General features: G+C 73.3%; 19 protein-coding genes. 2 read left to right on the forward strand and 17 right to left on the reverse strand.

Annotated features, from left to right (window positions below; genetic code table 11):
* Positions 1–21 precede the first annotated feature (21 nt).
* The 10 genes from QQS41_RS00410 to QQS41_RS00455 form a co-directional block, all read right to left on the reverse strand.
* Entirely contained in the window at positions 22–2,736 is a 2,715-nt protein-coding gene (locus QQS41_RS00410) for a DEAD/DEAH box helicase (RefSeq protein ID WP_448850741.1), read from the reverse strand.
* Between the two features lie 27 nt (positions 2,737–2,763).
* The gene (gene tatC / locus QQS41_RS00415) at positions 2,764–3,966 is read right to left on the reverse strand and encodes a twin-arginine translocase subunit TatC (RefSeq protein ID WP_448850742.1); all 1,203 of its coding nucleotides are present in this window, start codon (positions 3,964–3,966) and stop codon (positions 2,764–2,766) included.
* An 87-nt stretch (positions 3,967–4,053) separates the two neighbouring features.
* Positions 4,054–4,452 carry a Sec-independent protein translocase subunit TatA gene (tatA, locus tag QQS41_RS00420; protein WP_448850743.1) on the reverse strand — a complete coding sequence of 133 codons (399 nt, stop codon included), beginning with the start codon at positions 4,450–4,452 and terminating at the stop codon, positions 4,054–4,056.
* Positions 4,453–4,454: 2 nt separating this feature from the next.
* Positions 4,455–5,477, reverse strand: a complete 1,023-nt coding sequence (locus QQS41_RS00425; RefSeq protein WP_448850744.1) for a WYL domain-containing protein — start codon at positions 5,475–5,477, stop codon at positions 4,455–4,457.
* A complete protein-coding gene (locus tag QQS41_RS00430; RefSeq protein WP_448850745.1) occupies positions 5,467–6,489 on the reverse strand; it encodes a WYL domain-containing protein in 1,023 nt (340 codons plus the stop codon). The genes QQS41_RS00425 and QQS41_RS00430 overlap by 11 nt, the downstream gene beginning before the upstream one ends.
* A 70-nt stretch (positions 6,490–6,559) precedes the next feature.
* Positions 6,560–7,975 carry a Pup--protein ligase gene (gene pafA, locus QQS41_RS00435; protein ID WP_448850746.1) on the reverse strand — a complete coding sequence of 472 codons (1,416 nt, stop codon included), beginning with the start codon at positions 7,973–7,975 and terminating at the stop codon, positions 6,560–6,562.
* A gap of 3 nt (positions 7,976–7,978) precedes the next feature.
* Positions 7,979–8,185, reverse strand: a complete 207-nt coding sequence (locus QQS41_RS00440) for a ubiquitin-like protein Pup (protein WP_448850747.1) — start codon at positions 8,183–8,185, stop codon at positions 7,979–7,981.
* A 122-nt stretch (positions 8,186–8,307) separates the two neighbouring features.
* Positions 8,308–9,849 carry a depupylase/deamidase Dop gene (gene dop / locus QQS41_RS00445; protein ID WP_448851916.1) on the reverse strand — a complete coding sequence of 514 codons (1,542 nt, stop codon included), beginning with the start codon at positions 9,847–9,849 and terminating at the stop codon, positions 8,308–8,310.
* Between the two features lie 2 nt (positions 9,850–9,851).
* Positions 9,852–11,579: a proteasome ATPase gene (gene arc, locus QQS41_RS00450; RefSeq protein ID WP_448850748.1), complete on the reverse strand. Its 1,728-nt coding sequence runs from the start codon at positions 11,577–11,579 to the stop codon at positions 9,852–9,854.
* Positions 11,580–11,693: 114 nt separating this feature from the next.
* On the reverse strand, positions 11,694–12,533 hold the full coding sequence (locus QQS41_RS00455; protein WP_448850749.1) for a tRNA (adenine-N1)-methyltransferase: 840 nt from the start codon (positions 12,531–12,533) through the stop codon (positions 11,694–11,696).
* 54 nt (positions 12,534–12,587) lie between these two features.
* On the opposite strand from QQS41_RS00455, the gene QQS41_RS00460 reads away from it, so the two are divergent.
* Complete coding sequence (locus tag QQS41_RS00460) at positions 12,588–13,409, forward strand: RecB family exonuclease (protein ID WP_448850750.1); 822 nt, start codon at positions 12,588–12,590, stop codon at positions 13,407–13,409.
* Between the two features lie 187 nt (positions 13,410–13,596).
* Here the strand turns inward: QQS41_RS00460 and aspA are convergent, their stop codons facing one another.
* From aspA to QQS41_RS00480, 4 genes are all read right to left on the reverse strand, one after another.
* Entirely contained in the window at positions 13,597–15,120 is a 1,524-nt protein-coding gene (gene aspA / locus QQS41_RS00465) for an aspartate ammonia-lyase (protein ID WP_448850751.1), read from the reverse strand.
* A gap of 251 nt (positions 15,121–15,371) precedes the next feature.
* Positions 15,372–16,217, reverse strand: coding sequence for an ATP phosphoribosyltransferase (gene hisG, locus QQS41_RS00470; RefSeq protein WP_448850752.1), 846 nt, complete (start codon positions 16,215–16,217; stop codon positions 15,372–15,374).
* Between the two features lie 84 nt (positions 16,218–16,301).
* Complete coding sequence (locus QQS41_RS00475; RefSeq protein WP_448850753.1) at positions 16,302–16,574, reverse strand: phosphoribosyl-ATP diphosphatase; 273 nt, start codon at positions 16,572–16,574, stop codon at positions 16,302–16,304.
* Between the two features lie 129 nt (positions 16,575–16,703).
* Positions 16,704–17,411, reverse strand: coding sequence for an HAD family hydrolase (locus QQS41_RS00480; protein ID WP_448851917.1), 708 nt, complete (start codon positions 17,409–17,411; stop codon positions 16,704–16,706).
* A gap of 130 nt (positions 17,412–17,541) precedes the next feature.
* Between QQS41_RS00480 and QQS41_RS00485 the strand changes: the two genes are divergently transcribed.
* Positions 17,542–18,423, forward strand: a complete 882-nt coding sequence (locus QQS41_RS00485) for a thioesterase family protein (protein ID WP_448850754.1) — start codon at positions 17,542–17,544, stop codon at positions 18,421–18,423.
* Between the two features lie 102 nt (positions 18,424–18,525).
* On the opposite strand, the gene QQS41_RS00490 is transcribed toward QQS41_RS00485, so the two are convergent.
* The 3 genes from QQS41_RS00490 to mshC all read right to left on the reverse strand — a co-directional run bounded on the left by QQS41_RS00490 (position 18,526) and on the right by mshC (position 25,948).
* Positions 18,526–20,472: a heavy metal translocating P-type ATPase gene (locus tag QQS41_RS00490; RefSeq protein WP_448851918.1), complete on the reverse strand. Its 1,947-nt coding sequence runs from the start codon at positions 20,470–20,472 to the stop codon at positions 18,526–18,528.
* A 323-nt stretch (positions 20,473–20,795) separates the two neighbouring features.
* Positions 20,796–24,449, reverse strand: coding sequence for a methionine synthase (gene metH / locus QQS41_RS00495; protein ID WP_448850755.1), 3,654 nt, complete (start codon positions 24,447–24,449; stop codon positions 20,796–20,798).
* Between the two features lie 218 nt (positions 24,450–24,667).
* A complete protein-coding gene (gene mshC, locus QQS41_RS00500; RefSeq protein ID WP_448850756.1) occupies positions 24,668–25,948 on the reverse strand; it encodes a cysteine--1-D-myo-inosityl 2-amino-2-deoxy-alpha-D-glucopyranoside ligase in 1,281 nt (426 codons plus the stop codon).
* Between the last annotated feature and the right edge of the window lie 137 nt (positions 25,949–26,085).

Raw genomic sequence — 26,085 nt, forward strand, 5'->3', positions numbered from 1 at the left:
CCCGGTCGGCGCCGGCGCCGGCTACGCGCCCAGCGCCACCACCCCGCGGCGGATGGCCTCCACCGCCCGGCCGGCGTTGCGCCGGATGTCGTCGGAGTAGCCGGTGTTGCGGATCTGCTGGAGCAGGTCGACGACCTGGCGGCAGGATCGCACGAAGTCGCCCGGGGTGAGCTCCGCGCCCGCCGCGGCCGCCGCCTGGATGGCGTAGCCCAGCGGTGCGCCCGCCGCCCACTGGTGGATGGCCCCGGCGAAGGCCTCGTCGGGGTCGCGGGTTTCCGGCAGGCGGTGGCGGCGCTCGTCGGCGACGAGCTCGCCGTGGATGCGGTGCACGTCCGCGATCGCCTTCTGCAGCGCGTCCGTCGGGGCCTCGGCGGCGGAGCGGGTGGCGCGGCGCGTCTCGAAGACCAGCGTGGAGGCGGCGCCCGCCAGCTCCGCCGGGTCCAGGTCGTCCCAGATGCCGCGGCGCAGGCACTGCGCCACCAGCAGGTCCGAGGGATTGTGGATGCGCGCCAGACGCTCGCCCTCGTCGGTGACGCGCCACGGCCCGTCGCCGTCGCGCTCCACGTAGTCCATCTCCCCCAGCAGATCCAGGATGCGGTCGAAGGTGTGCGCCAGGGTGTCGCCGGCGGCGGCGACCTTCGCCCGCAGCCGGGCGACGTCGCGCTGCGCGGCGCGCAGGCGGGAGGCGTCGGCGGCGACGGCCTCCACCGCCGGGTCGCCGTGCAGCGGGTGGGCGCGCAGCTGCCGGCGCAGCTCCTTCAGCTTCGGCGAATGCACCGCCGCCCGCCGCTTCAGCCGGCGCGGCCCCCGGATGCCGGCCCGCTCGATGGCGGCGGCGACGAGGCCGACCGCCCGCCGGGGCTTCCTCGCCGCGTCCGCCGGGACCTTCACCCGGCCCAGCACCTGCGGCGCCGCCGGGAACTTCGACGCCGCCAGGCGGCCGGCGAAGCCGCGGTTGCCGACGGCCAGCGGCCGCGGATCCGCCGCCCCCGGCCGGTCCTCCCGGACGATGGCGGCCAGCTCCACGCCCTTGCCGCGCGGGATGGCGATGACCTCGCCGCGGCGCAGCCGGCCCAGCGCGCGGACCGTCTCCGCGTGCCGATCCTCCAGGGAACGCCGCTTGGCCTCCTTCTCCTCCGCCGAGATGGCGGCGCGGATGTCCATGTACTCCAGGAACCCGTCGACGTCGCCGGCGGCGTCCAGCCCCGCCGACAGCTCCGCGACGCGCAGCTCCGCCCGCTCCAGGGCGCGGACGTCGCCGACGACGTCGCCGTCGGCCTGGAACTGGGCGAACGACTTCTCCAGCGTCGCCCGCGCCTCCGCCAGCCCCAGCGTGCGCACGAGGTTGACGGCCATGTTGTAGCCCGGCCGGAACGTCGACTCCAGCGGGTACGTGCGGGTCGACGCCAGGCCCGCCACCCACAGCGGGTCCATCGCCGGGGCCCACTGCACGACGGCGTGGCCGTGCACGTCGATGCCGCGGCGACCGGCCCGGCCGGTCATCTGCGTGTACTGGCCCGGCGTGAGGTCGACGTGCGACTCGCCGTCGTACTTCACCAGCTTCTCCAGCACCACGGTGCGGGCGGGCATGTTGATGCCCAGCGCCAGCGTCTCGGTGGCGAAGACGACCTTAACCAGCCCCTCGTTGAACAGCTCCTCCACGATGTGCCGGAACGCCGGGAGCATGCCCGCGTGGTGGGCGGCGGCGCCCCGCAGCAGGGTGCGGCGCCAGCGCCGGAAGTCCAGCACCTCCAGGTCCTCGGCGGGGATGCCCTCGACGCCGCGGTCGACGATGGCGGCGATCCGCTCCTTCTCCGCGTCGAAGGTGAGATCCAGCCGGGCGGCGCCGAGCTGCATGAGCGCCCCGTCGCAGCCGGCGCGGCTGAAGATGAAGACGATGGCCGGCAGCATGCGCCGCGACTGCAGGAGCCTGACGACGTCCGCCCGCCGCGGCGGCCGGTGCCGCCGGGAGCGCCGCGAGTCCGGGTCGTGCAGGGCCTCCATCTTCGCGACGTCGTTCAGCAGGTCGCGGTTGACGCGCTCGGCGGCGCGGGCGCCGGAGGTCCCGTCGTCACGCCCCGCGCGGTCGCCGGCCCCACCCGGCTCGAACAGCGGATGCAGGCGCGTGCCGACGAGCATGTGCTGCGTCAGCGGCACCGGCCGATCCTCGCTGACGATGACGTCGGTGTCGCCGCGCACCGCGGTCAGCCACCGGCCGAACTCCTCCGAGTTCGACACCGTCGCCGACAGGCCGATGACGGACACGTCGTCGTCCAGGCCGAGGATGACCTCCTCCCACACCGCGCCGCGCTCCCGGTCGGCGAGGAAGTGGATCTCGTCCATCACCACGTGCGTGAGCCCGTCCAGCTGGGGCGAGCCCGCGTAGATCATGTTCCGCAGGACCTCGGTGGTCATGACGACGATGTCCGCGCCGCCGTTCAGCGACACGTCGCCGGTGAGCAGGCCCACCCGCTCCTCGCCGTACCGCTCCGCGAGGTCGCGGTGCTTCTGGTTGCTCAGCGCCTTGATCGGCGTGGTGTAGAAGCACTTCGTGCCCTCCTCCAGCGCCGCCGCGACGGCGAACTCGCCGACGACCGTCTTGCCGGCGCCGGTGGGCGCGCAGACGAGGACGCCGCTCCCGGCCTCGATGGCGAGGCAGGCGCGGCGCTGGAAGTCGTCGAGCGGGTACGGCAGGTCCGCGGCGAAGCGGTCCAGGACGGGGTGCGCGGCGGTCATGCCACCAGGGTCGCACACCCCGCCGGGCTACAGCACGTCGCCGTAGTCCGTGTCGCCCGGCTCGCCGTAGGTGAACCCCGCGCCGTCGCCCGGGGCCGGGCGCTGCGTGCGCGGGCGGGCGACGCCGCCGGGGGCCTTCCGCGGGGCGGGCGGGGCGGCCGGGCGGTCGCCGACCGGCGCCGGCGCGTCGACCGGCGAGGCCGTCACGCGCTCCCCGCCGCCGAGCAGCGACGGGCCGCCGACCGGCGCCGGCGCGTCGACAGGCGAGGCCGACACCGCCTCGCCGGCGCCGAGCGAGCTCGCGCGGACCCGGCCGGACGAGCCGACGGGGCCGGAGCCGATCGGCTCCGCGGTATCCGCGATGGGCGCGGCCGCGCCGATGGCCGATGCGGACTCGTCGTCCAGGTCCATCCACTCCGGGCGCTCCCTGTCGCGGCGCTTGTCGTTGATGCGGCAGAACTGGATCGCCAGCTCGATGAGCAGCGACAGCGACAGCGCCAGCGCCACCATCGAGATGGGATCCTGGCCCGGCGTCGCGAACGCCGCGAAGACGAAGGTCAGCAGGATGATGAGCCGCCGCTTGCCCTGCATGTGCTCGTACCGCAGCACGCCCACGATGTTGAGCATGACGATGAAGAGCGGGACCTCGAAGCTCAGGCCGAAGATGATGATGAGCAGGATGATGAACCCGAAGTACCGCTCGCCCGTCAGCGCCGAGACCTGCGCCTCGTCGCCGATGGTCAGCAGGAACTCCAGGCCGTAGGCGACGACGACGTACGCCAGGACGGCGCCGGTGATGAACAGCAGGCCCGCCAGCGCGACGACCACGAGGGTCATCCGCTTCTCCTTGCGCACCAGGCCCGGCGTCACGAACGCCCAGATCTGGTACAGCCACCACGGCGAGGAGATGACGACGCCCGCCAGGGCGCCGACCTTCATGCGCAGCAGGAACATCTCGAAGGGGCTGGTCGCCAGCAGGCGGCATTCATCGGCGCCGAGGCGCATCTCCGGCGGCAGCTGGCAGTAGGGGCCCTTGAGGATGTCGCCGAGCGACGCGACCGGCGTCGAGGCGACGTCGAAGCGGCTGCCCGGCACGATCGCGTTGAGGATCGCGCCCGGGTCGAAGCGGGTGCCGTACCAGATGAAGCCCAGGATCGTGCCGACGACGACGCCGGCGAACGCCTTGAGGATGCGCGACCGGAGCTCCTGCAGGTGCTCGACGATCGTCATGACGCCCTCGGGGTTCTTCGGCCTGCGCCTCAGGCGCGGCCGGCGTCCCCCGGGGCGTGCTCCGGATTCGGTGGCGGCGGTCACCGGCTAGCGGCGGTCGTCGTGCTGCGGGTCGACGATCTCGCCGTCGACCGGCTGGGCGTAGCCGTTCTGCGGCAGTTGCTGGTAGCCCTGCTGCGGCTGCTGCGGGTACTGCTGCTGGTAACCCTGCTGGGGCTGAGCCGGGTACTGCTGCTGGTACTGCTGCTGCGGCTGCTGCGGCATCGTCTGCGCCGGACCCTGGTTCGGCTGCTGCTGGGTCAGCTGCTGCTGCGCCTGCTCCTGCGCGCCGTCCTCGTCGTCCTTCTTCATCTCCCGGACCTCGGACTTGAAGATGCGCGCGGAGCGGCCGAGGGACCGCGCCATGTCCGGCAGCTTCGCCGCACCGAAGAGCAGCAGGACGATGAGGAGAATGATGAGGAGCTCCTGCCAGCCAAGACCAGCCACGGTTAATCACCTTCCGACGTTGTACGGGTGTGCACGGCGCCGTCGGGCGCCGAACGTTGAGCATAGTGTGCCAGACCGCGGCGCGCTCGGCGGGCCACGTCCCGGATGTCGCCCGGATCGGCGGCCCGCAGGTGCGGGTGCAGGGCGACCAGCACGTCGAGGGCGCGGTCGCGGTTGTCCGCCGGCAGCCACAGTCCGCCGTCGTCGTCGGCCAGCACCGTCTCGTAGTTGAGCACCCAGCCGGCGCCGTCGGCCAGCTCGACGCGGATCCACTCGCGCGCCTCCGCCATGCCGTGCGGGTCCGCCGGGTCGAAGGCGAAGCCGCGCGGCCGTCGGGCGGGCCGCTCCAGCACCTCCGCGTTCAGGATGCGGTCCAGTCGGAAGGACTTGACGACGGGCCCCTCCCCGCCGCCGCCCGCCGCCCCGGCGCCGGCCTCCCCGGGCGCCTCGGCGGCGTGGACGTAGGCCAGGCGGTCGCGGGCGCTGGCGAGGACGGGCTCCACCTCCCGCTCCGTCACGCGGTCGGCGCCGTCGCGGTAGCGGATGCGCAGCGCCCGGCGCCGGTCGAGGGCCTCCCGCACCGACTCGCGGACGCCCGGTGCGATGGGGTCGTCCGGGGCGGGCACGTGCAGCACGGCGTCGCCGGGTATGAGGGCGCGGACGCGGCGGGCGGCCGACCGCGCGGCCTCCGGGTCGTAGGTGACGGGGTTGCCGGCCATGGTCTCCAGTGCGAGCAGCAGCAGGAGGCCCTCGGCCTCCGTCAGCGACCCCGTGTCGGGGAAGGCGGGGAGGTCGGAGCGGACGCGGCGGACGCCGCCGGCGTGCTCCTCCACGTCGGCGACGGAGGCGGCGCCGCCGGGCACGAGCCGGCCGTGCACCGCGTCGAGCGTGGCGGTGAGGTCCGCCCACTCCAGGCCCAGCTCGGTGCGGGCCTCCATGAGCGTGCGCTCCTCGCGCAGGTACGTCAGCAGCGCCAGGATGTCGGCGACCGGCAGGATCCGGCCGGCGGGGCGGTCAGCGGGCATCGTCGGTCTCCTCGTCCTCGTCCACGTCCGCGTCGCCGCCGGCCGCGGCGGCGAGCTCCCGCAGCGCCGCGACGACCTCGTCGCGCAGGGCCGCCGGCTCCACGACGGCGAGCCGGCCCGCGTTCTCCAGGGCGATGCGGCGGGCCTCCAGCGCGCCGACCCGGGGCAGCCGCCACCGGCCGCCGCCCAGGTCCTCCGCCCGCCGCGTCACGTCGCCGCAGGTGCCGGGCACGACGTCGACGACGAGCTCCAGGTCGCCCATGCCCATCTCGTGGGCGCGGGCGATGAGCGCCTCCACCTCCGCGGCCGCGGCGCGGGGGACGCGGGCCGGCGATGGCGCGGGGCGGCCGTCGACGTCGACGAGGCGGGCCGCGGGCTCGGAGACGTTGGCCAGGCGGAACACCCGCGCCGCCCCGCGATCGCGGTCGTGGCCCACGAGGTAGAGGCGGGAGCGGTGCAGGGCGATGGCCCACGGCTCCAGCTCCCGGAGCTCGTCGTCCCGGTCGACCTGCGCGGAGTACCAGAACCGCACCGCTGTCCGGTCGCGCAGCGCCGCCGCGAGCACCATCAGCTCGTCGGCCGACAGGTTGATGCCGTCGGCGGCCACCGACAGGGTCTCCCCCGCCGTCGGCGCCGGGCGGCCGTGGTGGGCGGCGATCTTCCGGCGCGCCCCGGCCGCGACGGCGTTGAGCTTCGCGGAACCGAAGTCCGCGTCGCCCGCGGCGGCGAGGACCTCCAGCTCCGCGGCGGTGAATCCGGGGTCGCCGCCGGCGTCGTACAGCGAATCCAGGTCGACGCGCAGGCCGTCGCCGCGGGTCTCGAAGCGGACGCCCGCGTCCTCCAGCTCCGCCCGGTCGCGGAGGTACTTCCGCTCCAGGGCCTCCTGCGAGGCGTCGCCGTCGCCGGCGTAGCCCGGCACCAGGTCGTGGACCTCGGGGCCGGCGACGCCGCCGCGCCGCGCCAGCAGCAGCGCCAGCAGGTCGAGCTGCCGGATCCGGTTCGTCGTCGTCATGTCCACGACAATAGGCGGCGCGGCCGCCCCCGTCCGGGAGCGGCCGCGCCGCGGGCGGGTCCGGATCGAATCAGGCCCCGCCGCCCGCGATGGCGTCGAGCAGCGCGTCGAGCTCCGCCGACTCCGTCGCGAAGGGGTCGTTGACGACGACCATGCGCGGCTTTTCGCCGGCGACCTTCATGTGCGTCCAGTCGACGACGTGCTCCACCCCGGCTTCGCGGGCGGCGGCGAGGAAGCGGCCGCGCAGGTGGGCACGGGTCGTCGCCGGGGGCGCCGCGATGGCCGCGGCGACGGCGTCGTCCGTCGTCAGGCGCTCGACCATGCCGCGGACCTCGAGCACGCGGAACAGGCCGCGGCCCGGGCGGGTGTCGTGGTACGCCAGGTCGATCTGCGCCAGCTTCGGGTCGGCGATGTCCAGGCCGCGGTCCATGTAGCGCTTGAGCAGCGACCACTTGATGGCCCAGTCGATCTCCCGGTCCACCAGGGACCAGTCGCCGGTCTCGACCGCGCGCAGCGTCCGCTCCCACAGCTCCACCAGCTGCGCCATGCGGGCGTTCGGCGTGCCGCCGGCGGAGTCGTCGCGGCGCTCCAGCCAGCCGCGGGCGGCCTCCAGGTACATCCGCTGGATCTCCAGCGCGGAGGCGGTCTCGCCGCTTCGCAGCGGGATCGGCGCGGTGCCGGTCATGTCGCGGCTGACCAGGCGGATGGCCTTGATCTCGTTGGCGATCTCGATGTCCGGCAGCTCCAGGCCCTCCTCGATGAGCTCGAGGACCAGCTGGGTGGCGCCGACCTTCAGCGCGGTCGTCGTCTCGCTCATGTTGGAGTCGCCGACGATGACGTGCAGGCGGCGGTGGACGCGCGAGTCGGCGTGCGGCTCGTCGCGGGTGTTGATGATGGGCCGCGAGCGGGTCGTCGCCGACGACACGCCCTCCCACACGTGGTCGGCGCGCTGGCTGAAGCAGTACTGCTCCGGCTGCGACTCGAAGGGGCTGTTGGGGAACGGCCGGGAGATGACGCCGGCGCCGCAGATGATCTGGCGGGTCACCATGAACGGCAGCAGCAGCTTCGACAGGGCGCGCAGGCTCATGTCGCGGCCCACCAGGTAGTTCTCGTGGCAGCCGTAGCTGTTGCCGGCGGAGTCGACGTTGTTGCGGAACAGGAAGACCTTCCCGCCGATGCCCTCGGCCGCCAGCGACTCCTCCGCCTGCGCCGCCAGCCGCTCGATGATCGTCTCGCCCGCGCGGTCGTGGGCGATGAGCTGGTCCAGGTCGTCGCACTCCGCGGTCGCGAACTCCGGGTGCGCGCCGACGTCGAGGTACAGGCGCCCGCCGTTGGCGTGGAAGATGTTGGTGGCGCCGTGCTCCTCGATGACGGGCCGGAACATGTACCGGGCGATCTCGTCCGGCCCCAGGCGCCGCTGCCCGTCGAGCGTGCAGGTGACGCCGTACTCGGTCTCGATGCCCGTGATCCGCCGGACGAGCGCCACGGCCTACTCGCCGCCCTTCTGCACGTAGGAGCGGACGAACTCCTCCGCGTTCGACTCCAGCAGGCCGTCGATCTCGTCGAGCAGATCGTCGGCCGCCGCGATGTTCTCCTGCACCTGGCCGCCGCCGGCGCCGCCGCCGGCCGCGTCCTGCTCGTCGTCGCCGTCGCCGGCGCCGCCGCCCTGGATCTGGGCGCCCGTGATGTCAGCCATGTCGTCCTCCTGGTCGTTGGTGTTCGGTCGGTCGTGGTCTCTGTCGTGGTCGCCGCGGTGCGTGACGACGGGACCCGCGCGGCGCGCGGGGCCCCGGCGTGCGGCGCGGGGCCGCGGGGCCGTCAGCGCAGCCCGGCGAGTCCCCGCTCGCGGAGCCGGGCGACGGCGTCGCCGATGTCGGCCGCGTCCTCCAGGATGCCCCCGAGCTCCGCCTTCGTGTGGGAGGCCAGGCCCTGGAAGCGCATCTTCACCAGGTCGCCGGTGTCGTCGCAGTCCCCGCCGCGGGTCTCCGGGCCGCCCATGCGGACGATGGCGGAGTTCCAGCTGGCGGCGACGACGTCGTCCGGGAACCGGCGCAGCAGCTCGCCGCGGAAGTAGGCGCGGGTGTCCTCCGGCGGGTGGGCGACGGCGTGGGCGATCTGCTCGTACGTCGTCAGGCGCCGCATGCTGTCGCGGCGCTCCAGCGCCCGGTGCAGGCCGCGCGCCGGATCGACGTCGGCGTACTGCAGGTCCACCAGCGCCAGCTTCGGGTGGCGCCAGTCGCCGCCGGCGCGGGCGCGCAGGCCCTCCAGCAGCCCCAGCTTCGCGGTCCAGTCCAGCAGGTGGGCGGTCTTCCGCGGGTCCTCGGCCAGCAAGTCCAAGACCTCGCGCCAGAGGGCCGTCACCTCGCCCGATTCGTCGTAACGCGCGCAGCGGTCGAGGTACTCGCGCTGGATCTCCACCGCGGTGCGCCACGTGACGTGGTCGTCGTGCTGCAGCTTCGCCGTGCACGTCAGGTCGCGGGAGACGGTGCGGACGTCCTTCACCGGCTCGCGGAGCTTGAGGTCGGAGAAGTCGGCGCCGTCCTCGATGGCCGACAGCACCAGCGCCGTCGTGCCCAGCTTGAGGAACGTCGCGACCTCGCTCATGTTGGCGTCGCCGATGATGACGTGCAGGCGGCGCCACAGCTCGCCGTCGGCGTGCGGCTCGTCGCGGGTGTTGATGATGCCGCGGTTCAGCGTCGTCTCCAGCGAGATGTCGGTCTCGATGTAGTCGGCGCGCTGGGAGATCTGGAAGCCCGCGTCCGCGGTCGTCTCCTGCCCCGCCTCGCCGAGGCCCACGCGGCCGGCGCCGGTGATGACCTGGCGGGTGACGAAGAACGGGATGAGGCCGTCGGCGAAGTCCTCGAACGGGACGTCGCGGCGGATGAGGTAGTTCTCGTGCGAGCCGTAGGAGGCGCCCTTGCCGTCGACGTTGTTGCGGTAGATGCGCACCTCCGGCAGCTCGCCGGAGGCCTCCGCCAGCTTCGCCGCCTCGAGGATGATCTCGTCGCCCGCGCGATCGGCGATGACCGCGGCCATCGGCGACGCCGTCTCCGGGGCGGAGTACTCCGGGTGCGCGTGGTCGACGTAGAAGCGGGCGCCGTTGTCCAGGATGATGTTCGCCGCGCCGAGCGCGTCCGGGTCCACCACCGGCGTCATCCGGTAGCGGCGCAGGTCGTAGCCGCGGGTGTCGCGCAGCGGCGACTCCGGCTCGTAGTCCCACCGGGCGCGCTTGCCGGAGGCCGGGGCGTGCGCCCGCGCGTACGCCTTCACCACCTCCGTCGACGTCAGGATCGGGCTCGCCTGCGGCGTCGCCGGCGTCGAGATGCCGTACTCGATTTCCGTGCCGAAGATGCGGTTCATGGTCACGCCTCCCCCTCGGCGCCGTCGCCGAGCCAGTCGTGCTGGATCACCTGCACGTCGACGACGCGGCCCGACGGGCGGCCCGAGATGCGGGCCCACTCGTCCGGGTTCGACGTGTTCGGCAGATCCTCGTTCTGCAGGAACTCCTCGCGCACCGCGTCGAGCAGGTGCGCGGCGCGGATGCCGCCGGGCCGGCCGGCGATGACGTCCTTGATGGCGTACTTCTTCGCGCGGTCGACGACGTTGGCGATCATCGCGCCGGAGTTGACGTCGCGGAAGTGCAGCATCTCGTCGGTGCCGTCGGCGTAGCGGATGCGGACGTACTCGTTCTCCTCCGACTCCGCGTACATCCGCTCCACCGTCCGGGAGATGAGCGCCTCCGCCGCGGCGGCCGCGTCGCCGCCGTGGGCGGCCAGCTCCTCCTCCGCGTACGGCAGCTCCGGCACCAGGTACTTGCCGAAGATCTCCCGCGCCGCCTGCTCGTCCGGCCGGTTGATGCGGATCTTCACGTCCAGCCGGCCCGGGCGCAGGATCGCCGGGTCGATCATCTCCTCGCGGTTCGTCGCGCCGATGACGATGACGTTCTCCAGGCCCTCGACGCCGTCGAGCTCGCTGAGCAGCTGCGGCACGACCGTGTTCTCCATGTCGGAGCTCACGCCGGAGCCGCGGGTGCGGAAGATGGAGTCCATCTCGTCGAAGAAGACGATGACCGGCTTCCCGTCCTCCGCGATGTCGCGGGCGCGGTCGAAGATGAGCCGGATCTGGCGCTCGGTCTCGCCGACGAACTTGTTCAGCAGCTCCGGGCCCTTGACGTTGAGGAAGTACGAGCGGGCCCGGCGGGCCTCCGCCTCCGAGCTGCCGCGGGACAGCGCGATTTTGCGGGCCAGGGAGTTGGCGACGGCCTTCGCGATGAGCGTCTTGCCGTTGCCGGGCGGGCCGTACAGCAGCACGCCCTTCGGCGGCCGCAGGTCGTAGGCCTGGTACAGCTCCGGGTGCAGGAACGGCATCTCCACCGCGTCGTGGATCTGCTCGATCTGGTCGGAGAGGCCGCCGATGTCGGAGTACTCGACGTCCGGCACCTCCTCCAGCACCAGGTTCTCCACCTCGGCCTTGGGGATGACCTCGAAGGCGTGGCCCGCCTTCCGGTCGATGAGCACGGTGTCGCCGGCGCGCGGCGTCAGCTCCGCGGTGAGCTTCACCAGGAACTCGTCGCCGTGGTGGTCGGTGACCAGCACGCGGCCGCCGTCGGGGAGCGTCTCGCGGACGACGGCGAGGTCGCCGCTGTCCGGGTAGCCGCAGTCCTCGACGACCAGGGCGCCGTCGGAGATGCGCACCTGCGCGCCCGGGCGCAGCTCGCGCACCGGCAGGGAGCGCAGCACCGGCAGGCGCATGCGGCGGTTGCCGGTGAACACCTCGGCGCTGCGGCCGTCCGGCGCCGGCTCCAGGAAGATGCCGTAGGTCGACGGCGGCGCCGTCATCTCCTCCAGGTCCTGCTGCAGGCGCGCCAGCTGGTCGCGGGACTCGCGCAGCGCCTCGACCAGCTTGTCGTTGCGGGCGCCCAGGACGCGGTTCTTCTGCTCCACCGACCGCAGGTTCGTCAGCGCCTCGCGGTGGCGGGCGTTGGCCTCCCTGATGCGGGCCTCCGCGTCCGCCGCCGAGGAGGGCGGCGTCGCGGCGGCGCCGCCGCGGGACTCGCCCGGGCGGCCGTTCTCGTCGCTGGAGTAGCTCATGAACCGAACCCTACCTACCCAAAGGTCCGGCCCCGGCAGGTACCGCCCCCGAAGCCCGGCCGCGCCGCCCGTCGTCCGGTGCGGAGCCCCGCGTCCGGGCCGCGGGCCCTCCCCCTACCGCCGGTTGCGGCGCTGCGGGCGCGGGGCGCGGACGCCGTCGGCGAGGCGCCGGGCGACGATGAGGAACGCGGTGTGCGCCTGCATGCGGTGCACCGGGCGCACCGCGAGGTCGACGACGTGCCAGTCGCGGACGATGGTCTCCCACGCGCGCGGCTCGGTGAAGCAGCCGAGGGCGCGGATGCCCTCCATCACCTTCATCAGCTGGGTGACGGTGGCGACGTAGCCGATGAGGACGCCGCCGGGGCGCAGCACGTCCTTCGCCCGCTCCAGGCACTCCCACGGCTCGAGCATGTCCAGCAGGACGCGGTCGACGGGGCCGCCGAGGTCCTCGACCGTGACCTCCTTGAGGTCGCCGAGGCGCGGGCTCCAGTTCGCCGGCTCCTCGCCCCCGTGGAACTCCGCCACGTTGCGGCGGGCGTGCTCCAGGTGGTCGTCGCGGATCTCGTAGGAGATGAGCTCGCCCTCCGGGCCGATGGCGCGCAGCAGGTAGAGGCTCATGGCGCCGGAGCCGGCGCCGGCCTCCAGGACGCGGGCGCCGGGGAACACGTCACCCTCGACCAGGATCTGGGACGCGTCCTTCGGGTAGATGACGGCGGCGCCGCGGGGCATGGACAGGACGTAGTCCATGAGGGTGTGCCGCTGGCACAGGTAGAGGGTGCCCTCGCCGGACTCGACGGTGGTGCCCTCCTCCGAGCCGATGATGTCGTCGTGGGCGATCGGCCCGCGGTGGGTGAAGAACCGCTCCCCGGGCTGCAGGGTGATGGTGAACTTCCGGTTCTTGCCGTCGGTGAGCTGGACGCGGTCGCCCGCCTCGAAGGGTCCGCTGTGCGCCATGAAAGGCCCGCCTTCCTCGTGTGATGGTCCCCGCCCCCGTTACGCTGGACGATTATGCCCGACGCCCCCGCCCGCACGAAGCTCGCCCTCTCCCCGTCCCGCGCCAACGACTACCGGCAGTGCCCGCTGAAGTACCGGCTGCGGGCCATCGACCGCATCCCGGAGCCGAAGACGGTCGCGCAGGTCAAGGGCACGCTGGTGCACGCGGTGCTGGAGAGAATGCACGCCCTGCCGCGGGAGGAGCGGACCTACCCGGCGGCGGTGAAGATGCTGAAGCCGGAGTGGGCGCGCATGGGCGAATCGGACGACGAGCTCGCCGAGCTCGTGCCGGAATCCGACCTCATGGACTTCCTCGTCGAATGCCGCGGCCTGCTGAAGGGCTACTTCATGCTGGAGAACCCGCGCGGCTTCGACGCGGCGGATCTGGAGAAGTTCGTGCAGCTGCGGCTGGACGACGTGCCGGCGCGCGGCTTCATCGACCGCGTCGACGTCGCACCGACCGGCGAGGTCCGCATCGTCGACTACAAGACCGGCCGCAAGCCCCACCCGCGCTTCCAGGGCGAGGCGATGTTCCAGATGCGCTTCTACGCGCTGGCGTACTGGCGGCTCACCGGCCGCGTGCCCGATCAGCTGCGGCTGATGTACCTCAAGGCCGCCGACGACCTCATCCACGTGCCGAACACCCGGGAGCTCGAGCGCTTCCAGGCCGAGCTGTCCGCGCTGTGGGCCGACATCGTCCGCGACGGCGAATTCGGCGACTTCGCCCCGCGCACCTCGAAGCTGTGCGGATGGTGCTCCTTCCGCGAGAGCCTCTGCCCCGCCCACGGCGGCACGCCCCCGGAGTACCCGGGGTGGCCCGGCGCCCACGGCGACTGAGCACCCCCGCGGCCGTCACCGCCGCCGCGCAGGTTCCCGCCGCGCACGTGACGCGTGACGACGGCGACCGCGCGCGGCGGTCGCCGTCGTCACGCGGGGCCCGGGTGCGCGCGCACCCGGGCCCCGCCCGCGTCGGACGCCCCGCGGCGGCGCGGGGCGCGTCGTCATGCGCAGCGGCGTGCGGCGGCTACTCGCCGTCGCCCGGCTCGCCCTGCGGCGGCGCGGCCTCGCCCGCGTCGTCGTCGGCGGCCATGCCCTCCAGGCCCAGCTCCTGCAGCCGCGTGCGGCCGTCGACGTAGCGGGTGCCCAGGTACTCCGGGTGCATGAGGTTGTCGGTTGACAGGATGCGATCCAGCTGCGCCTCGTCCAGCAGCCCCTCCTCCAGGATGAGCTCGCGCACCGACCGGCCGGTGCGCGCGGCCTCCTTGCCGATGCGGTCGCCCGCCGCGTGTCCGATGACCGGGTTGAGGTAGGTGATGATGCCGATGGAGTTGTCGACGTAGCCGCGGCACACATCCGCGTTCGCCGTGATGCCCTGCACGCACTTCTCCCGCAGCACGTTCGCCGCGTTGCGCAGCAGGCGGATCGTCTCGAACAGGCACTGCGCGATGACCGGCTCCATGACGTTCAGCTGCAGCTGGCCGGCCTCCGCCGCCATCGACACCGTCAGGTCGTTGCCGAAGACCTTGAAGCACGCCTGGTTGACGACCTCCGGAATGACCGGGTTCACCTTCGCCGGCATGATCGACGAGCCGGCCTGCATCTCCGGCAGGTTGATCTCGTTCAGGCCCGCCCGCGGGCCCGACGACAGCAGGCGCAGGTCGTTGCACGCCTTCGACAGCTTCATCGCCGTGCGCTTCAGCGTCGCGTGCGTGTTGACGTAGGCGCCCGTGTCCGACGTCGCCTCCACCAGGTCCTTCGCCGACGACACCGGCAGGCCGGTGACCTCGCGCAGCGCCTGGATGACCGCCTCCCGGTAGCCCGACGGCGCGTTGACGCCCGTGCCGATGGCGGTGGCGCCGAGGTTCATCTCCAGCAGGCGGTCCGCGGAGCGGCTGATGCGATCCCGCTCCTCCGCCAGGTTGTTGCCGAACGCGTGGAACTCCTGGCCCAGCGACATCGGCACCGCGTCCTGCAGCTGCGTGCGGCCCATCTTGATGATGTCGTTGAACTCGTCGCCCTTCGCGTGGAACGCCGACTCCAGGTCGTCCAGCGCCGCGATGAGCTCCTGCGCCGCCATGTGCAGCGCCAGGCGGAAGCCCGTCGGGTACGCGTCGTTCGTGGACTGGCACTGGTTGACGTCGTCGTTCGGGTTCACGACGTCGTACCGGCCCTTGCCGAAGCCCATGTGCTCCAGCGCCAGGTTCGCGATCACCTCGTTGGTGTTCATGTTCACCGACGTGCCGGCGCCGCCCTGGAACACGTCGATCGGGAACTGGTCCATGCAGCGGCCGCGCTCCAGCACCTCGTCGCAGGCGTGGATGATCGCGTCGGCGACGTCGCCCGGGATGGTGTGCACGCGGCGGTTGGCCATCGCCGCGGCCTTCTTCACCATCACCATGCCGCGGATGAAGTGCGGCACGTCGTTGATGGTCGTGCGCGACATCGGGAAGTTCTCCATCGCGCGGAGGGTGTGGACCCCGTAGTAGGCGTCGGCGGGGATCCCCCTCGAGCCCAGCAGGTCGGTTTCGGTGCGGGTGGTCGGTGTCATCGGCGTCCTCGTCCGTCGTCGCGGCGCCGCCGCTGCCCGGGACCGCCGGGTCGAGGCGGACGGGGGCGGCCCCGCGCCCGCGAGACTACCCCCGGAAACGGAAACGCGCCCCCGCCCGCCTCCTCGACCGGAGGGGCGGGGCGGGGGCGCGGGGTCCGCGTGCGGTGCGCTGCGCCGGGCACCGCGGGGCGGTCGCCGTCGCAACGCACCGGGTGATGCGCGACGACGGTGACCGCGCGGCGGGCGCGGTGCTAGATGCGGGCGATGCGGATGTCGGACGCCAGGATGGCCTGGGCGCCGAGCGCCGACAGGTCGTCCATGATCGGGTTCGCCAGCTTGCGCGGGACCATGGCGCGGACGGCGACCCACTCCTCGTCCGCCAGCGGGGACACCGTCGGGCTGGACAGGCCCGGCGTCAGCGCCGCCGCGGCGTCCAGGGAGGCGCGGGTGATGTTGTAGTCGAGCATCACGTAGTTCTTCGCGTGCAGGATGCCGGTCAGCCGCTGCAGGAACACGTCCGCGTCCTCCCCCAGCTCCCGGTCCTCGTGCGCCACGACCACGGCGGCGGAGGTGACCAGCGGCTCGCCGAACGGGGCGAGGCCCTGCTGGCGCAGCGTCCGGCCGGTGGACACGACGTCGGCGATGACGTCGGCGACGCCGAGGCGGATCGAGATCTCCACCGCGCCGTCGAGGCGGATGACCTCCGCCGAGATGCCGCGGGCCTTCAGGTCCTGGCGCACCAGGTTCGGGTAGGACGTGGCGACGCGCTTGCCCTCCAGGTCCTCCACCGTCCATGACTCGTCGGCCGGGGCGGCGTAGCGGAACGTGGAGGAGCCGAAGCCGAGGTCCAGCACCTCGCGCACCGGCGCCAGCGAATCGCCGGCGAGGTCGCGGCCCGTGATGCCCAGATCCAGGTGGCCGTTGCCGACGTAGATCGGGATGTCCTTCGGGCGGAGGAAGAAGAACTCCAGGTCGTTGTCCTCGTCGTGCACCGTCAGGCGCTTGGAGTCCCCGCGGCCGGGGTAGCCGGCCTCCTTGAGGATCTCGAGGGCGGACTCGGACAGTGAGCCCTTGTTAGGGACGGCGACGCGGAGCATGGGGTGCGGTTCTCCTCTGCGGGACGGGTGCGGCGTGTGCGTGTGCGGTGTGGGTGTCGGATGCGGGCCGGGGCCCGGGGGCGCCTAGAGGTGGCGGTAGATGTCCTCCGGGGTCAGCCCGCGGCCGACCATGATGACCTGGAGCCAGTAGATGAGCTGCGAGATCTCCTCCGCCAGCGCGTCGTCGGACTCGTGCTCGGCGGCCAGCCAGACCTCGCCGGCCTCCTCCATGATCTTCTTGCCCTGGGCGTGCACGCCGAGGTCGAGCATCTCCACCGTCGACGAGCCCTCCGGGCGCTCCTCGGCGCGGGAACGCAGCTCCTGGTACAGGGTGTCAAAGTCCTTCACGCCGGACATTGTTCCACACGCCCGGGCGACCGGCCGGTCGGGGCCCTCGGGGGCGGCGGCGACGCGCGGCCGGACGCGCGGCCGGGCATCCGGGCGGGCCCGCGCGGCGGCGCGGCGCCGGCCCCGCGGCGGTGCGCCTCAGCTCCGCGCAGCGGCGGCTGCGCCGGCGCCGAGGCGGCCGTGCAGCTCCGCCAGGTCCGCCAGCGTGAAGCCCTCCAGATCGATGCGGCCGGTCAGCTCCGACAGACGTCCGGCGCCGTCGGCGACCTCGCCGTGGTCGTCGACCGGCGCGCCGAGGACGCGGCAGCCGGCGGCGACGGCGGCGGTGGTGCCGGTGAAGCTGTCCTCCACCGCCAGGCACGCGTCCGGGGCGGCCCCGGCGACCTCCGCGGCGCGCAGGTACAGGTCCGGCGCGGGCTTGCCGTGCGGGACCTCGTCGCCGCACAGCGTCGCGTCGAAGAGCTCCGGGCCGATGATGGCGATCTCCTCGTCGGCCAGGCGCCGCACCGTGTTGGTCACCAGGATGGAGGGCAGCCCCGCGGCCCTCGCCTCGCGCAGCAGCTCCGCCGCGCCCGGGCGCATGGGGGCGCCGCCGGCGCGCAGCTCCCGGATGAACAGATCGAACAGGCGGCGGATGGCCGCCGCCGTCTCGTCCTCCCCGAGCGTGGTGCCCAGGTGCTCCGAGATGACCCGGACGGTGTTCGGGCCGGAGCCGCCAATGGTCTTCTCCCGCGCCTCCGGGGTCAGCGGTCCGCCGAGCTCCTCCGACAGCGCGTAGGTGGCGCGTCCCCACAGCGGCTCCGTGTCGATGAGGGTGCCGTCCATGTCCCAGAGAATCGCGTCCATCACCCGGCTGACGCTACCGGAGCGCCGCCTCCCCCGCGCGTCCGGCGACGCCGCCCGTCCACCACCCCGGCCACCCCCGCGGCGGCGGACCGGCCGCGGGCCCGCCCGCACCACCGTTACCCTTTCGGGCATGAACGTTCCCGCCGCCTACTTCCAGCCCCTCGGCCCCGCCGACCCCGCGGAGACCGGCCTGCCTGACGGCACCCCGGTCGAGCGCTTCCTGCCCACGGAGCACACCCACGGCGCGTGGGGCCCGTTCCAGCACGGCGCTCCCCCGGCTGCGCTGCTGACCCGCATGCTGGAGCGCTGCCCCGGCATCCCGGAGGGCACCCGCACCACCCGCATCGCCGTCGACCTGCTGGGCGCGGTGCCGTACACGGAGCTGCGCGCCCGGTCGTGGATCTCCCGCCCCGGCCGCCAGATCCTCAAGGTGGAGGCGGAGCTGCTGGCGGAGGTCCGCGGCGCCTGGCGGCCCGTGGCGTCGGCGAGCGCGTGGCGGATGGCGACGGCGGAGACCCCCGGCATCGAGCGCGCCCTCGAGCGGCCCATCCCCGGCCCCGCCGACGCGGTGCGGGACGGGGCGCCGCTGCTGTCGGAGTGGGACGGCGGCTACATCGAGTCGATCGAGGCCGTCGCCGCCGCCGACCCCGATCCGCTGCCGGGCGCCGGCGGCCAGGCCCCGCCGGTGCACTGGGTGCGCACCCGCCTGCCCGTCGTCGAGGACGAGGAGCCGACGCCGGTGGAGCGGCTCATGCAGGTCGTCGACACCGCCAACGGCATCGGCGCGACGCTGGATCCGCGGGAGTGGACCTTCATGAACACCGACCTGGTCGTCCACCTGCACCGCGTCCCCGACTTCGCCGGCGACTGGTGGCTGGGCATCACGGCCCGCGGCTCCATCGGCCCGGACGGCATCGGCATGACCGCCGGCGAGCTCTACGACGCCCGCGGCCCCATCGGCCGCAGCGTCCAGACGTTGCTGGTGCGGGCCCGGGAGGACGGGTCCGCGTAGGGCCCGCACGGGTCGTGCTTTGCGACGGCCCCCTCCCCGGTGCGGCCCCCGGTCGTCACGCGCATGCGCCGTGGACCGCGAGGGCCGCGGCGCGCCCCGTCGTCAGGCGTCGTCGTCCCCGCCGAAGTCCGACAGCGGCCCGCGGACGAGGGCGACGCGCGCGGCGTTGAGGACCACGAGGACGTCGATGACCTCCTGCGCGATGGCGCCGGCCAGCGGCGGCAGCAGGCCGAAGACGGCCAGCACCATGCCCAGCGCCGACAGGCCCATGCCCGCGATGACGGACTGCAGCGCGATGCGGCGCATCCGGCGGCCGATGTGCAGCAGGTCGTCGAGGCGCTCCAGGGAGGAGTCGAGGACGACGGCTCCGGCGGCCTCCGTCGTCACGTCGTTGGCCGCGCCGAACGCGACGCCCGCGGTCGCCGCGGTCATCGCCGGGGCGTCGTTGATGCCGTCGCCGAGGAACAGCGTGCGGCCGCGGGAGGTGCGCTCCCGGACGATGGCGAGCTTGTCCTCCGGGCTGAGCCCGGCGTGGACCTCGTCGATGCCGACCTCGTCGGCGAGATGGCGGACCTCCGACTCGCGGTCGCCGGAGAGGATCATCGTGCGGCGCACGCCGTGGCGGCCCGGCAGGTGGGCCAGGAAGTCGCCGGCGTTCGCCCGCGGCAGGTCGCGGAAGCGGATGAGGCCCGCGACGCGGCCGTCGACCAGCACGGCGGTCTCCATGCCGGAGACGGTCCTCGGCAACTCCGCGGCGCCGTCCGCGTCGGCGCGCTCCGCCGCGGCTCGGCTGGTCAGCGCGACCTCGCGGCCGCCGACGACGCCGACGAGGCCGTAGCCCGGCTTCTCCGCGACCTCGGTGACCGGCGGGAGCTCCAGCCCCCGCCCCGCCGCGCCGTCGCGCACGGCGGCGGCCAGCGGGTGACGCGAGTATCCCTCGAGGGCCGCGGCGGCGGCGAGCATCGCGTCGGCGTCGGTGCCGGGCGTCACCGCGATCTCCGTGATGGACGGGCGGCCGTAGGTCAGGGTGCCGGTCTTGTCGAAGAGGATCTCGTCGACCGTCGACACTCGCTCCAGCAGGCCCGGGTCGCGGATGATGATGCCGCGCTTCGCGGACAGGCTGATGGCGCCGATGATGGCGACGGGCACGCCGATGAGCAGCGGGCACGGGGTGGCAACGACGACCACCGCGAGGAAGCGCGACGGGTCGCCGGAGATGATCCAGCCGGCGGCGCCGAGGACGACGGCGACGACGGTGTACCAGGCGCCCAGGCGGTCGGCGAGCCGGCGCATCGGCGGGCGGTTCTCCTCCGCCTCCTTCAGCACGCCGACGATCTGGGCGTAGCGGGAGTCCTCGGCGCGGGCCGTGGCCCGCACGGTCAGAGTGCCCTCGCCGTTGACGGCGCCGGACATCACGGCGGAGCCCGCGGACTTCGACACGACGTAGGGCTCGCCCGTCAGGTAGGACTCGTCCATCGCGCCGTGGCCGGCGGCGACCTCGCCGTCGACCGGGCAGAGCTCGTGGGGCAGGACGGCGATGAGGTCGCCGACCTCGACGTCGTCGGCGGCGACGTCGTCGAAGCCCGCGGAGAGGTCCTCGCCGCGCAGCCTGTGCGCGACGGTCGGGGTGCGCTTCGCGATGGCGTCGAGGGTGCGGGAGGCGCGCTTCGACGCGGCCTCCTCCAGCGCCTCGCCGCCGGAGAGCATGAGCACGATGATGGCCGCGACCGGCCACTCCCCGAGCAGCACCGAGGTGACGATGGAGATGGCGGCGAGCATGTCCGCGCCGCCGTCGTACTTGATCATCGCCGCGACGACGTCGCGGATGAGGGGGACGCCGCCGACGGCGACCACCGCGATGAGCGGCAGCCGCGTCAGCCACCAGGCGGCGGTGCCGTCGGCGGGCTGGACGATGGCGGAGGCGGCGAGGAAGACGATGATGGCCGCCGCGGTGGCCAGGGCGAGGCGCCCCTCGAAGGAGGCGAGGAAGGTCCGCATCGCGGAGCCGCGGGCGTCGGCCGCGCGGTCGGGCGCCGCGGCGGCGACCATCGCGTCACCGGGTGCGGCGGAGCCCATCTGAGTATCTGCATGCTTGCGCATGTGCGGGATGATGGCATGCGCGCGGCCCTGCGTCCAGCAAGTCCGCGCTGGTCATGCGGGGTACGGCGGCCCTTACGGAGGTCCGGCTCACTTGATCCGCCGCATCGAGAAGGGGTTTCCGCGTTAACGACGACGCCGATTCCGCGTTAACGGCGATGCGGTTTCCGCATTAGCGCCGCCCACGGTTTCCCCGCGCCGAAGAACGCGGCCCGCCTTGGCCGGCGGATGCGCGCCGCGCGGGTCCCGTCGTCACGCACCATGCGGGCGCGTGGCTACACGTTGAAGTACTTCGCCTCCGGGTGGTACAGCACGAACGCGTCGGTGGACTGCTCCGGATGCAGCTGCAGCTCCTCCGACAGCTCCACGCCGATGCGCTCCGGGCGCAGCAGCTCGACCATCGTTCGCCGGGACTCCAGGTCCGGGCAGGAGCCGTAGCCGAAGGAGTAGCGGGCGCCGCGGTACTTCAGGTCGAAGAAGGCGCGCTCCTCGTGCGAGTCGTCGCGCGCCGCGTTCGTGCCGTCGGAGAACGCCAGCTCCGCGCGGACGCGGGAGTGCCAGTACTCCGCCAGCGCCTCCGTCAGCTGCACGCCGATGCCGTGGATCTCCAGGTAGTTGCGGTAGTCGTCCTTCGCGAACAGCTCGTTGGCGTAGTCCGCGATCGGCTGGCCCATGGTGACCAGCTGGAACGGCAGCACGTCGACCTGGCCCGTCTCCACCGCCTTCTCCCGCGACCGCACGAAGTCGGCGATGCACAGGAAGCGGCCGCGCTGCTGGCGCGGGAACGGGAACCGGGCGATGGGCTCCGCGGACGGATCCGGCTCCGCGCCGTCCTCCGGCAGCGGCAGCACCAGGACGTCCTGGCCCTCGGAGACCGCCGGGAAGTAGCCGTAGACGACGGCGGCGTGCTGCAGGATGCCCGCCGTCGACAGGCGCTCCAGCCAGGAGCGCAGCCGCGGCCGGCCCTCCGACTCCACCAGTTCCTCGTAGGTCGGGCCCTCGCCGCCGCGGGCGCCGCGCAGGCCCCACTGGCCCAGGAACAGGGCGCGCTCGTCCAGGCACGTCAGGTAGTCGTTCAGGGCCACGCCCTTGACGATGCGCGTGCCCCAGAACGGCGGCGTCGCCACCGGCACGTCGACGGCGACGTCGGAGCGCTCAGGCACCTCCACCGGCGCGGCCTCGGCGGCGCGCTTGGCGGCGATGCGCTTCGACCGCTCGCGGCGCTCCCGGCGCTTCGCCTTCTTCTCCTCCGCGGCCTTCGCCTCCGGGGAGTCGGGCGCCGGGCCCTCGCCGCGCTTGACGGCCATGAGCTCGTCCATGATGCGCAGGCCCTCGAAGGCGTCGCGGCCGTAGTAGACCTCGCCCTCGTAGACCTCCGTCAGGTCGTCCTCCACGTAGGCGCGGGTGAGCGCCGCGCCGCCGAGCAGCACCGGGAACTGCGCCGCGACGCCGGCGGCGTTGATCTCCTCCAGGTTCTCCTTCATGACGACGGTCGACTTCACCAGCAGGCCCGACATGCCGATGGCGTCGGCGCCCGTCTCCTGCGCGGCGGACAGGATGTTCGCCACCGGCTGCTTGATGCCGATGTTGTGCACCTCGTAGCCGTTGTTGGACAGGATGATGTCGACGAGGTTCTTGCCGATGTCGTGGACGTCGCCCTTCACCGTCGCCAGGACGATGCGGCCCTTGGAGCCGGTGTTGTCCTCCGCGTCCATGAAGCCCTCGAGGTAGCTCACCGCGGTCTTCATGCACTCGGCGGACTGGAGGACGAACGGCAGCTGCATCTGGCCGGAGCCGAACAGCTCGCCGACGGTCTTCATGCCGCCGAGCAGGTCCTCGTTGATGATCTGGATGGGGGTCTTCTCCTCCATCGCCGCGTCGAGGTCGGCCTCCATGCCGGTGCGCTCGCCGTCGATGATGCGCTGCGCGAGGCGCTCGAACAGCGGCATCGCGGCCAGCTTCTCGGCGCGGGCGTCCTTCGCGTCGGCGGCGGAGACGCCCTCGAACAGCTGCATGAACGTCTGCAGCGGGTCGTAGGCACCGTCGGGGTGGCCCTCCTCGCGCCGCCGGTCGTAGACCATGTCGAGGGCTACGGTGCGCTGCTCCTCGTCGATCCGGTTCATCGGCAGGATCTTCGAGCTGTGGGCGATGGCGGAGTCGAGGCCCGCCTCCACGCACTCGTTGAGGAACACGGAGTTGAGGACCTGGCGGGCGGCCGGGTTGAGGCCGAAGGAGATGTTCGACAGGCCCAGGGTCATGTGGATCTCGGGGTGGCGGCGCTTGAGCTCGCGGATGGCCTCGATGGTCTCGATGCCGTCGCGGCGCGTCTCCTCCTGGCCCGTGGAGATGGGGAACGTCAGCGTGTCGACGATGATGTCGCGCTCCCGCAGGCCCCACGTCCCGGTGATGTCGGCGATGAGGCGCTCGGCGATTTCGACCTTGCGCTCGGCGGTGCGCGCCTGGCCCTCCTCGTCGATGGCCAGCGCGACGACGGCGGCGCCGTGCTTCTTCACCAGGCGCATGATGCGCTGGTAGCGGGAGTCGGGGCCGTCGCCGTCCTCGAAGTTGACGGAGTTGACGGCGCAACGGCCGCCGAGGTGCTCCAGGCCGGCCTCGATGACGCCGGGCTCGGTGGAGTCGATCATCACCGGCAGCGTCGTGGAGGTGGCGACCATGGCGGCGAGGGTGCGCATGTCCTCGCGGCCGTCGCGGCCGACGTAGTCGACGCAGAGGTCGATCATGTGGGCGCCGTCGACGGTCTGCTGGCGTGCGATGTCGAGGCAGTCCTCCCAGTCGCCGGCGAGCATCGACTCGCGGAAGCGCTTGGAGCCGTTGGCGTTGGTGCGCTCGCCGATCAAGGTGATGCCGGTGTCCTGCGTCAGCGGCATCGTCGAGTAGAGGGAGGCGACGTCGTCGGACCCGCGGGGGTCGCGCTCGGCGCGCACGGCGGGGGCGACGTCGTCCGTGCCGGCGATGGCGTCGTGGACGGCGGAGATGTGCTCCGGGGTGGTGCCGCAGCAGCCGCCGACCATGGACAGGCCGAACTCCTCGACGAAGCCGCGCAGCGCGGTCGCGAGCTCGTCCGGGGTCAGCGGGTAGACGGCGCCGTCCTTGCCCAGGACGGGCAGGCCGGCGTTCGGCATGACGGAGACGGGGATCCGCGCGTTCTTCGACAGGTAGCGCAGGTGCTCGCTCATCTCGGCGGGGCCGGTGGCGCAGTTGAGGCCGATCATGTCGATGCCGAGCGGCTCCAGCGCCGTGAGGGCGGCGCCGATCTCGGAGCCCATGAGCATCGTGCCGGTGGTCTCCACGGTGACGTGGACGACGATGGGGATGCGGCGGCCCAGCTGCTCCATCGCGGTCTGGACGCCGATGACGGCGGCCTTGACCTGCAGCAGGTCCTGGCAGGTCTCGATGAGGAAGGCGTCGGCGCCGCCCTCGAGCATGCCGAGGCCGCATTCGACGTAGGCGTCGCGCAGGTCGGCGAAGGGGGCGTGGCCGAGCGACGGCAGCTTGGTGCCGGGGCCGATGGAGCCGAGGACGAAGCGGCGCATGCCCTCGCGGCCGGGGCCCATCTCGTCGGCGACGCGGCGGGCGATTTCGGTGCCCTTGCGGGCGAGTTCGCGGATGCGGTCCTCGATGTCGTAGTCCGCGAGGTTCGGCTTGTTGCAGCCGAAGGTGTTGGTCTCCACCAGGTCGGCGCCGGCCTCGAAGTACCGGCGGTGGATGAGCTCCAGCACGTCGGGGCGGGTGTCGTTGAGGATCTCGTTGCAGCCCTCGAGGCCCAGGAAGTCGTCGTCGACGTCGAGGTCGAACGACTGCAGCTGGGTGCCCATGGCGCCGTCGCCGATGAGCACGCGCTCGCGCAGCGCCTCGAGCAGGGCTGCGCCGTGGGGAACCATCGCGGGGGCTGCGGGGGTGGTCGACATGAGTGGACAGCTTAGTCCATTTTCATGCGCATCCCGGCATCGCCCGCCGCATGGGTGCGCGGTTGCGCATGCGCGGAGGTCGCCGCGGGGCCCGGGTCCGGTGCGCGGGACGCGGGTGCGCGCGTCGCGCGCGCATCGCGTGACGACGGGACCCGCCGCGGCCCCGTCCGCCGCCCGGGTGCGCGCCCCTCCGGCGCGCCGCGGCGCGGCGGGGCGCGCTACACCTTGACGCCGAGCAGGCCGTCGAGGGCGATGCGCATCAGCTGCCCGGCGGTCTCCTGCTCCCCCTCGCCGGGCGCACGGCCGGCGGTGGCGCCGCGGCCGGCGGCCCAGTCGTCGACGACGCGCAGCGCCCGCGGGGTGTCCAGGTCGTCGGACAGCGCCTCGCGCAGCGCGCGGATCGCGGGCTCCGCGGGGGCCGACGGGTCGGCGCAGGCGGCGCGCCAGCGGGCCAGGCGCTGCTCCGCCTCGGCCAGCACCTCGTCGGACCAGTCGCGGTCGGAGCGGTAGTGGCCGGCGTAGACGCCCAGGCGGATGGCCGACGGGTCGGTGCCCGCGGCGACGAGCTTGGAGACGAAGACCAGGTTGCCCAGCGACTTCGACATCTTCACGCCGTCGAGGGCGATCATCGCGGAGTGGACGTAGTGCTTCGCCATGCGCGGGCCCGCACCGGGGCCGGAGTGGTCGTGGACGCCCGGGTTCGCGGCCTCCGCGTGGGCGGCGGAGAACTCGTGGTGCGGGAACTTCAGGTCGCTGCCGCCGCCCTGGATGTCGAAGCCCATGCCCAGGCGGTTGACGGCGATGGCGGAGCACTCGATGTGCCAGCCCGGCCGGCCGCGGCCGAAGGGCGCGTCCCAGGCGGGCTCGCCCTCGCGCTCGGCGCGCCAGATGAGGGCGTCGAGCGGGTCGCGCTTGCCGGGGCGGTCGGGGTCGCCGCCGCGCTCGGCGAAGAACTCCGCCATCGTCGCCTCGTCGTAGTTGGACTCGTAGCCGAAGCCCGGGGTGGCGTCGCGGCGGAAGTAGACGTCGGGGTACTCGTCGTCCAGCTGGTAGGCGGAGCCGTTCTCCAGCAGCCGGCCGACCATCTCCACGACCTCGCCGACCGACTCGATGGCGCCGATGTAGTCGCGCGGCGGGATGACGGACAGGTTGGTCATGTCGTCGCGGAAGAGGTTGATCTGGGACTCCCCCAGCTCGCGCCAGTCGACGCCGTCGCGCTCGGCGCGCTCGAACAGCGGATCGTCGACGTCGGTGATGTTCTGCACGTAGTGGACCTCGTGGCCGTTGTCCAGCAGGACGCGGTGGATGAGATCGAACGTCAGGTAGGTCGCCGCGTGGCCCAGGTGCGTCGCGTCGTACGGGGTGATGCCGCAGACGTAGAGGCCCGCGGTGCCCTCCGGCCGCACGGGGCGCACCGCCGCGTCGGCGGAGTCGTGCAGGGACAGGGGCACGGGGGTGCCGGGGACCGTCGGGACGTCGGGGGCGGGCCAGGAGCGCATGGAGGGCAGTCTATCGCCAACCGCCCGCCCCGCAGGAGGCGGGGCGGGCGGTTGGCGGACGCGTCACGGATTTGCGCGTGACGACGGGGCGCCCGGCGGCCGCGCCGCGATCGGGGCGCGGCCGGGCGGGTGCGGGG

The organism is Corynebacterium sp. 335C (assembly GCF_053525695.1).

Excerpts from the sequence above, each read along its gene's own strand:
- QQS41_RS00460 (WP_448850750.1), top strand. The coding sequence starts at position 12,588 with ATGCCCGACGCCCCCGCCCGCACGAAGCTCGCCCTCTCCCCGTCCCGC.
- QQS41_RS00480 (WP_448851917.1), bottom strand. The coding sequence starts at position 17,411 with ATGGACGCGATTCTCTGGGACATGGACGGCACCCTCATCGACACGGAG.
- dop (WP_448851916.1), bottom strand. The coding sequence starts at position 9,849 with ATGAACCGCATCTTCGGCACGGAAATCGAGTACGGCATCTCGACGCCG.
- aspA (WP_448850751.1), bottom strand. The coding sequence starts at position 15,120 with ATGACACCGACCACCCGCACCGAAACCGACCTGCTGGGCTCGAGGGGG.
- metH (WP_448850755.1), bottom strand. The coding sequence starts at position 24,449 with ATGTCGACCACCCCCGCAGCCCCCGCGATGGTTCCCCACGGCGCAGCC.
- tatC (WP_448850742.1), bottom strand. The coding sequence starts at position 3,966 with ATGACGATCGTCGAGCACCTGCAGGAGCTCCGGTCGCGCATCCTCAAG.
- mshC (WP_448850756.1), bottom strand. The coding sequence starts at position 25,948 with ATGCGCTCCTGGCCCGCCCCCGACGTCCCGACGGTCCCCGGCACCCCC.
- QQS41_RS00410 (WP_448850741.1), bottom strand. The coding sequence starts at position 2,736 with ATGACCGCCGCGCACCCCGTCCTGGACCGCTTCGCCGCGGACCTGCCG.
- hisG (WP_448850752.1), bottom strand. The coding sequence starts at position 16,217 with ATGCTCCGCGTCGCCGTCCCTAACAAGGGCTCACTGTCCGAGTCCGCC.
- QQS41_RS00455 (WP_448850749.1), bottom strand. The coding sequence starts at position 12,533 with ATGGCGCACAGCGGACCCTTCGAGGCGGGCGACCGCGTCCAGCTCACC.
- QQS41_RS00475 (WP_448850753.1), bottom strand. The coding sequence starts at position 16,574 with ATGTCCGGCGTGAAGGACTTTGACACCCTGTACCAGGAGCTGCGTTCC.
- arc (WP_448850748.1), bottom strand. The coding sequence starts at position 11,579 with ATGAGCTACTCCAGCGACGAGAACGGCCGCCCGGGCGAGTCCCGCGGC.
- QQS41_RS00425 (WP_448850744.1), bottom strand. The coding sequence starts at position 5,477 with ATGCCCGCTGACCGCCCCGCCGGCCGGATCCTGCCGGTCGCCGACATC.
- QQS41_RS00430 (WP_448850745.1), bottom strand. The coding sequence starts at position 6,489 with ATGACGACGACGAACCGGATCCGGCAGCTCGACCTGCTGGCGCTGCTG.
- QQS41_RS00490 (WP_448851918.1), bottom strand. The coding sequence starts at position 20,472 with ATGGTCGCCGCCGCGGCGCCCGACCGCGCGGCCGACGCCCGCGGCTCC.
- QQS41_RS00440 (WP_448850747.1), bottom strand. The coding sequence starts at position 8,185 with ATGGCTGACATCACGGGCGCCCAGATCCAGGGCGGCGGCGCCGGCGAC.
- QQS41_RS00485 (WP_448850754.1), top strand. The coding sequence starts at position 17,542 with ATGAACGTTCCCGCCGCCTACTTCCAGCCCCTCGGCCCCGCCGACCCC.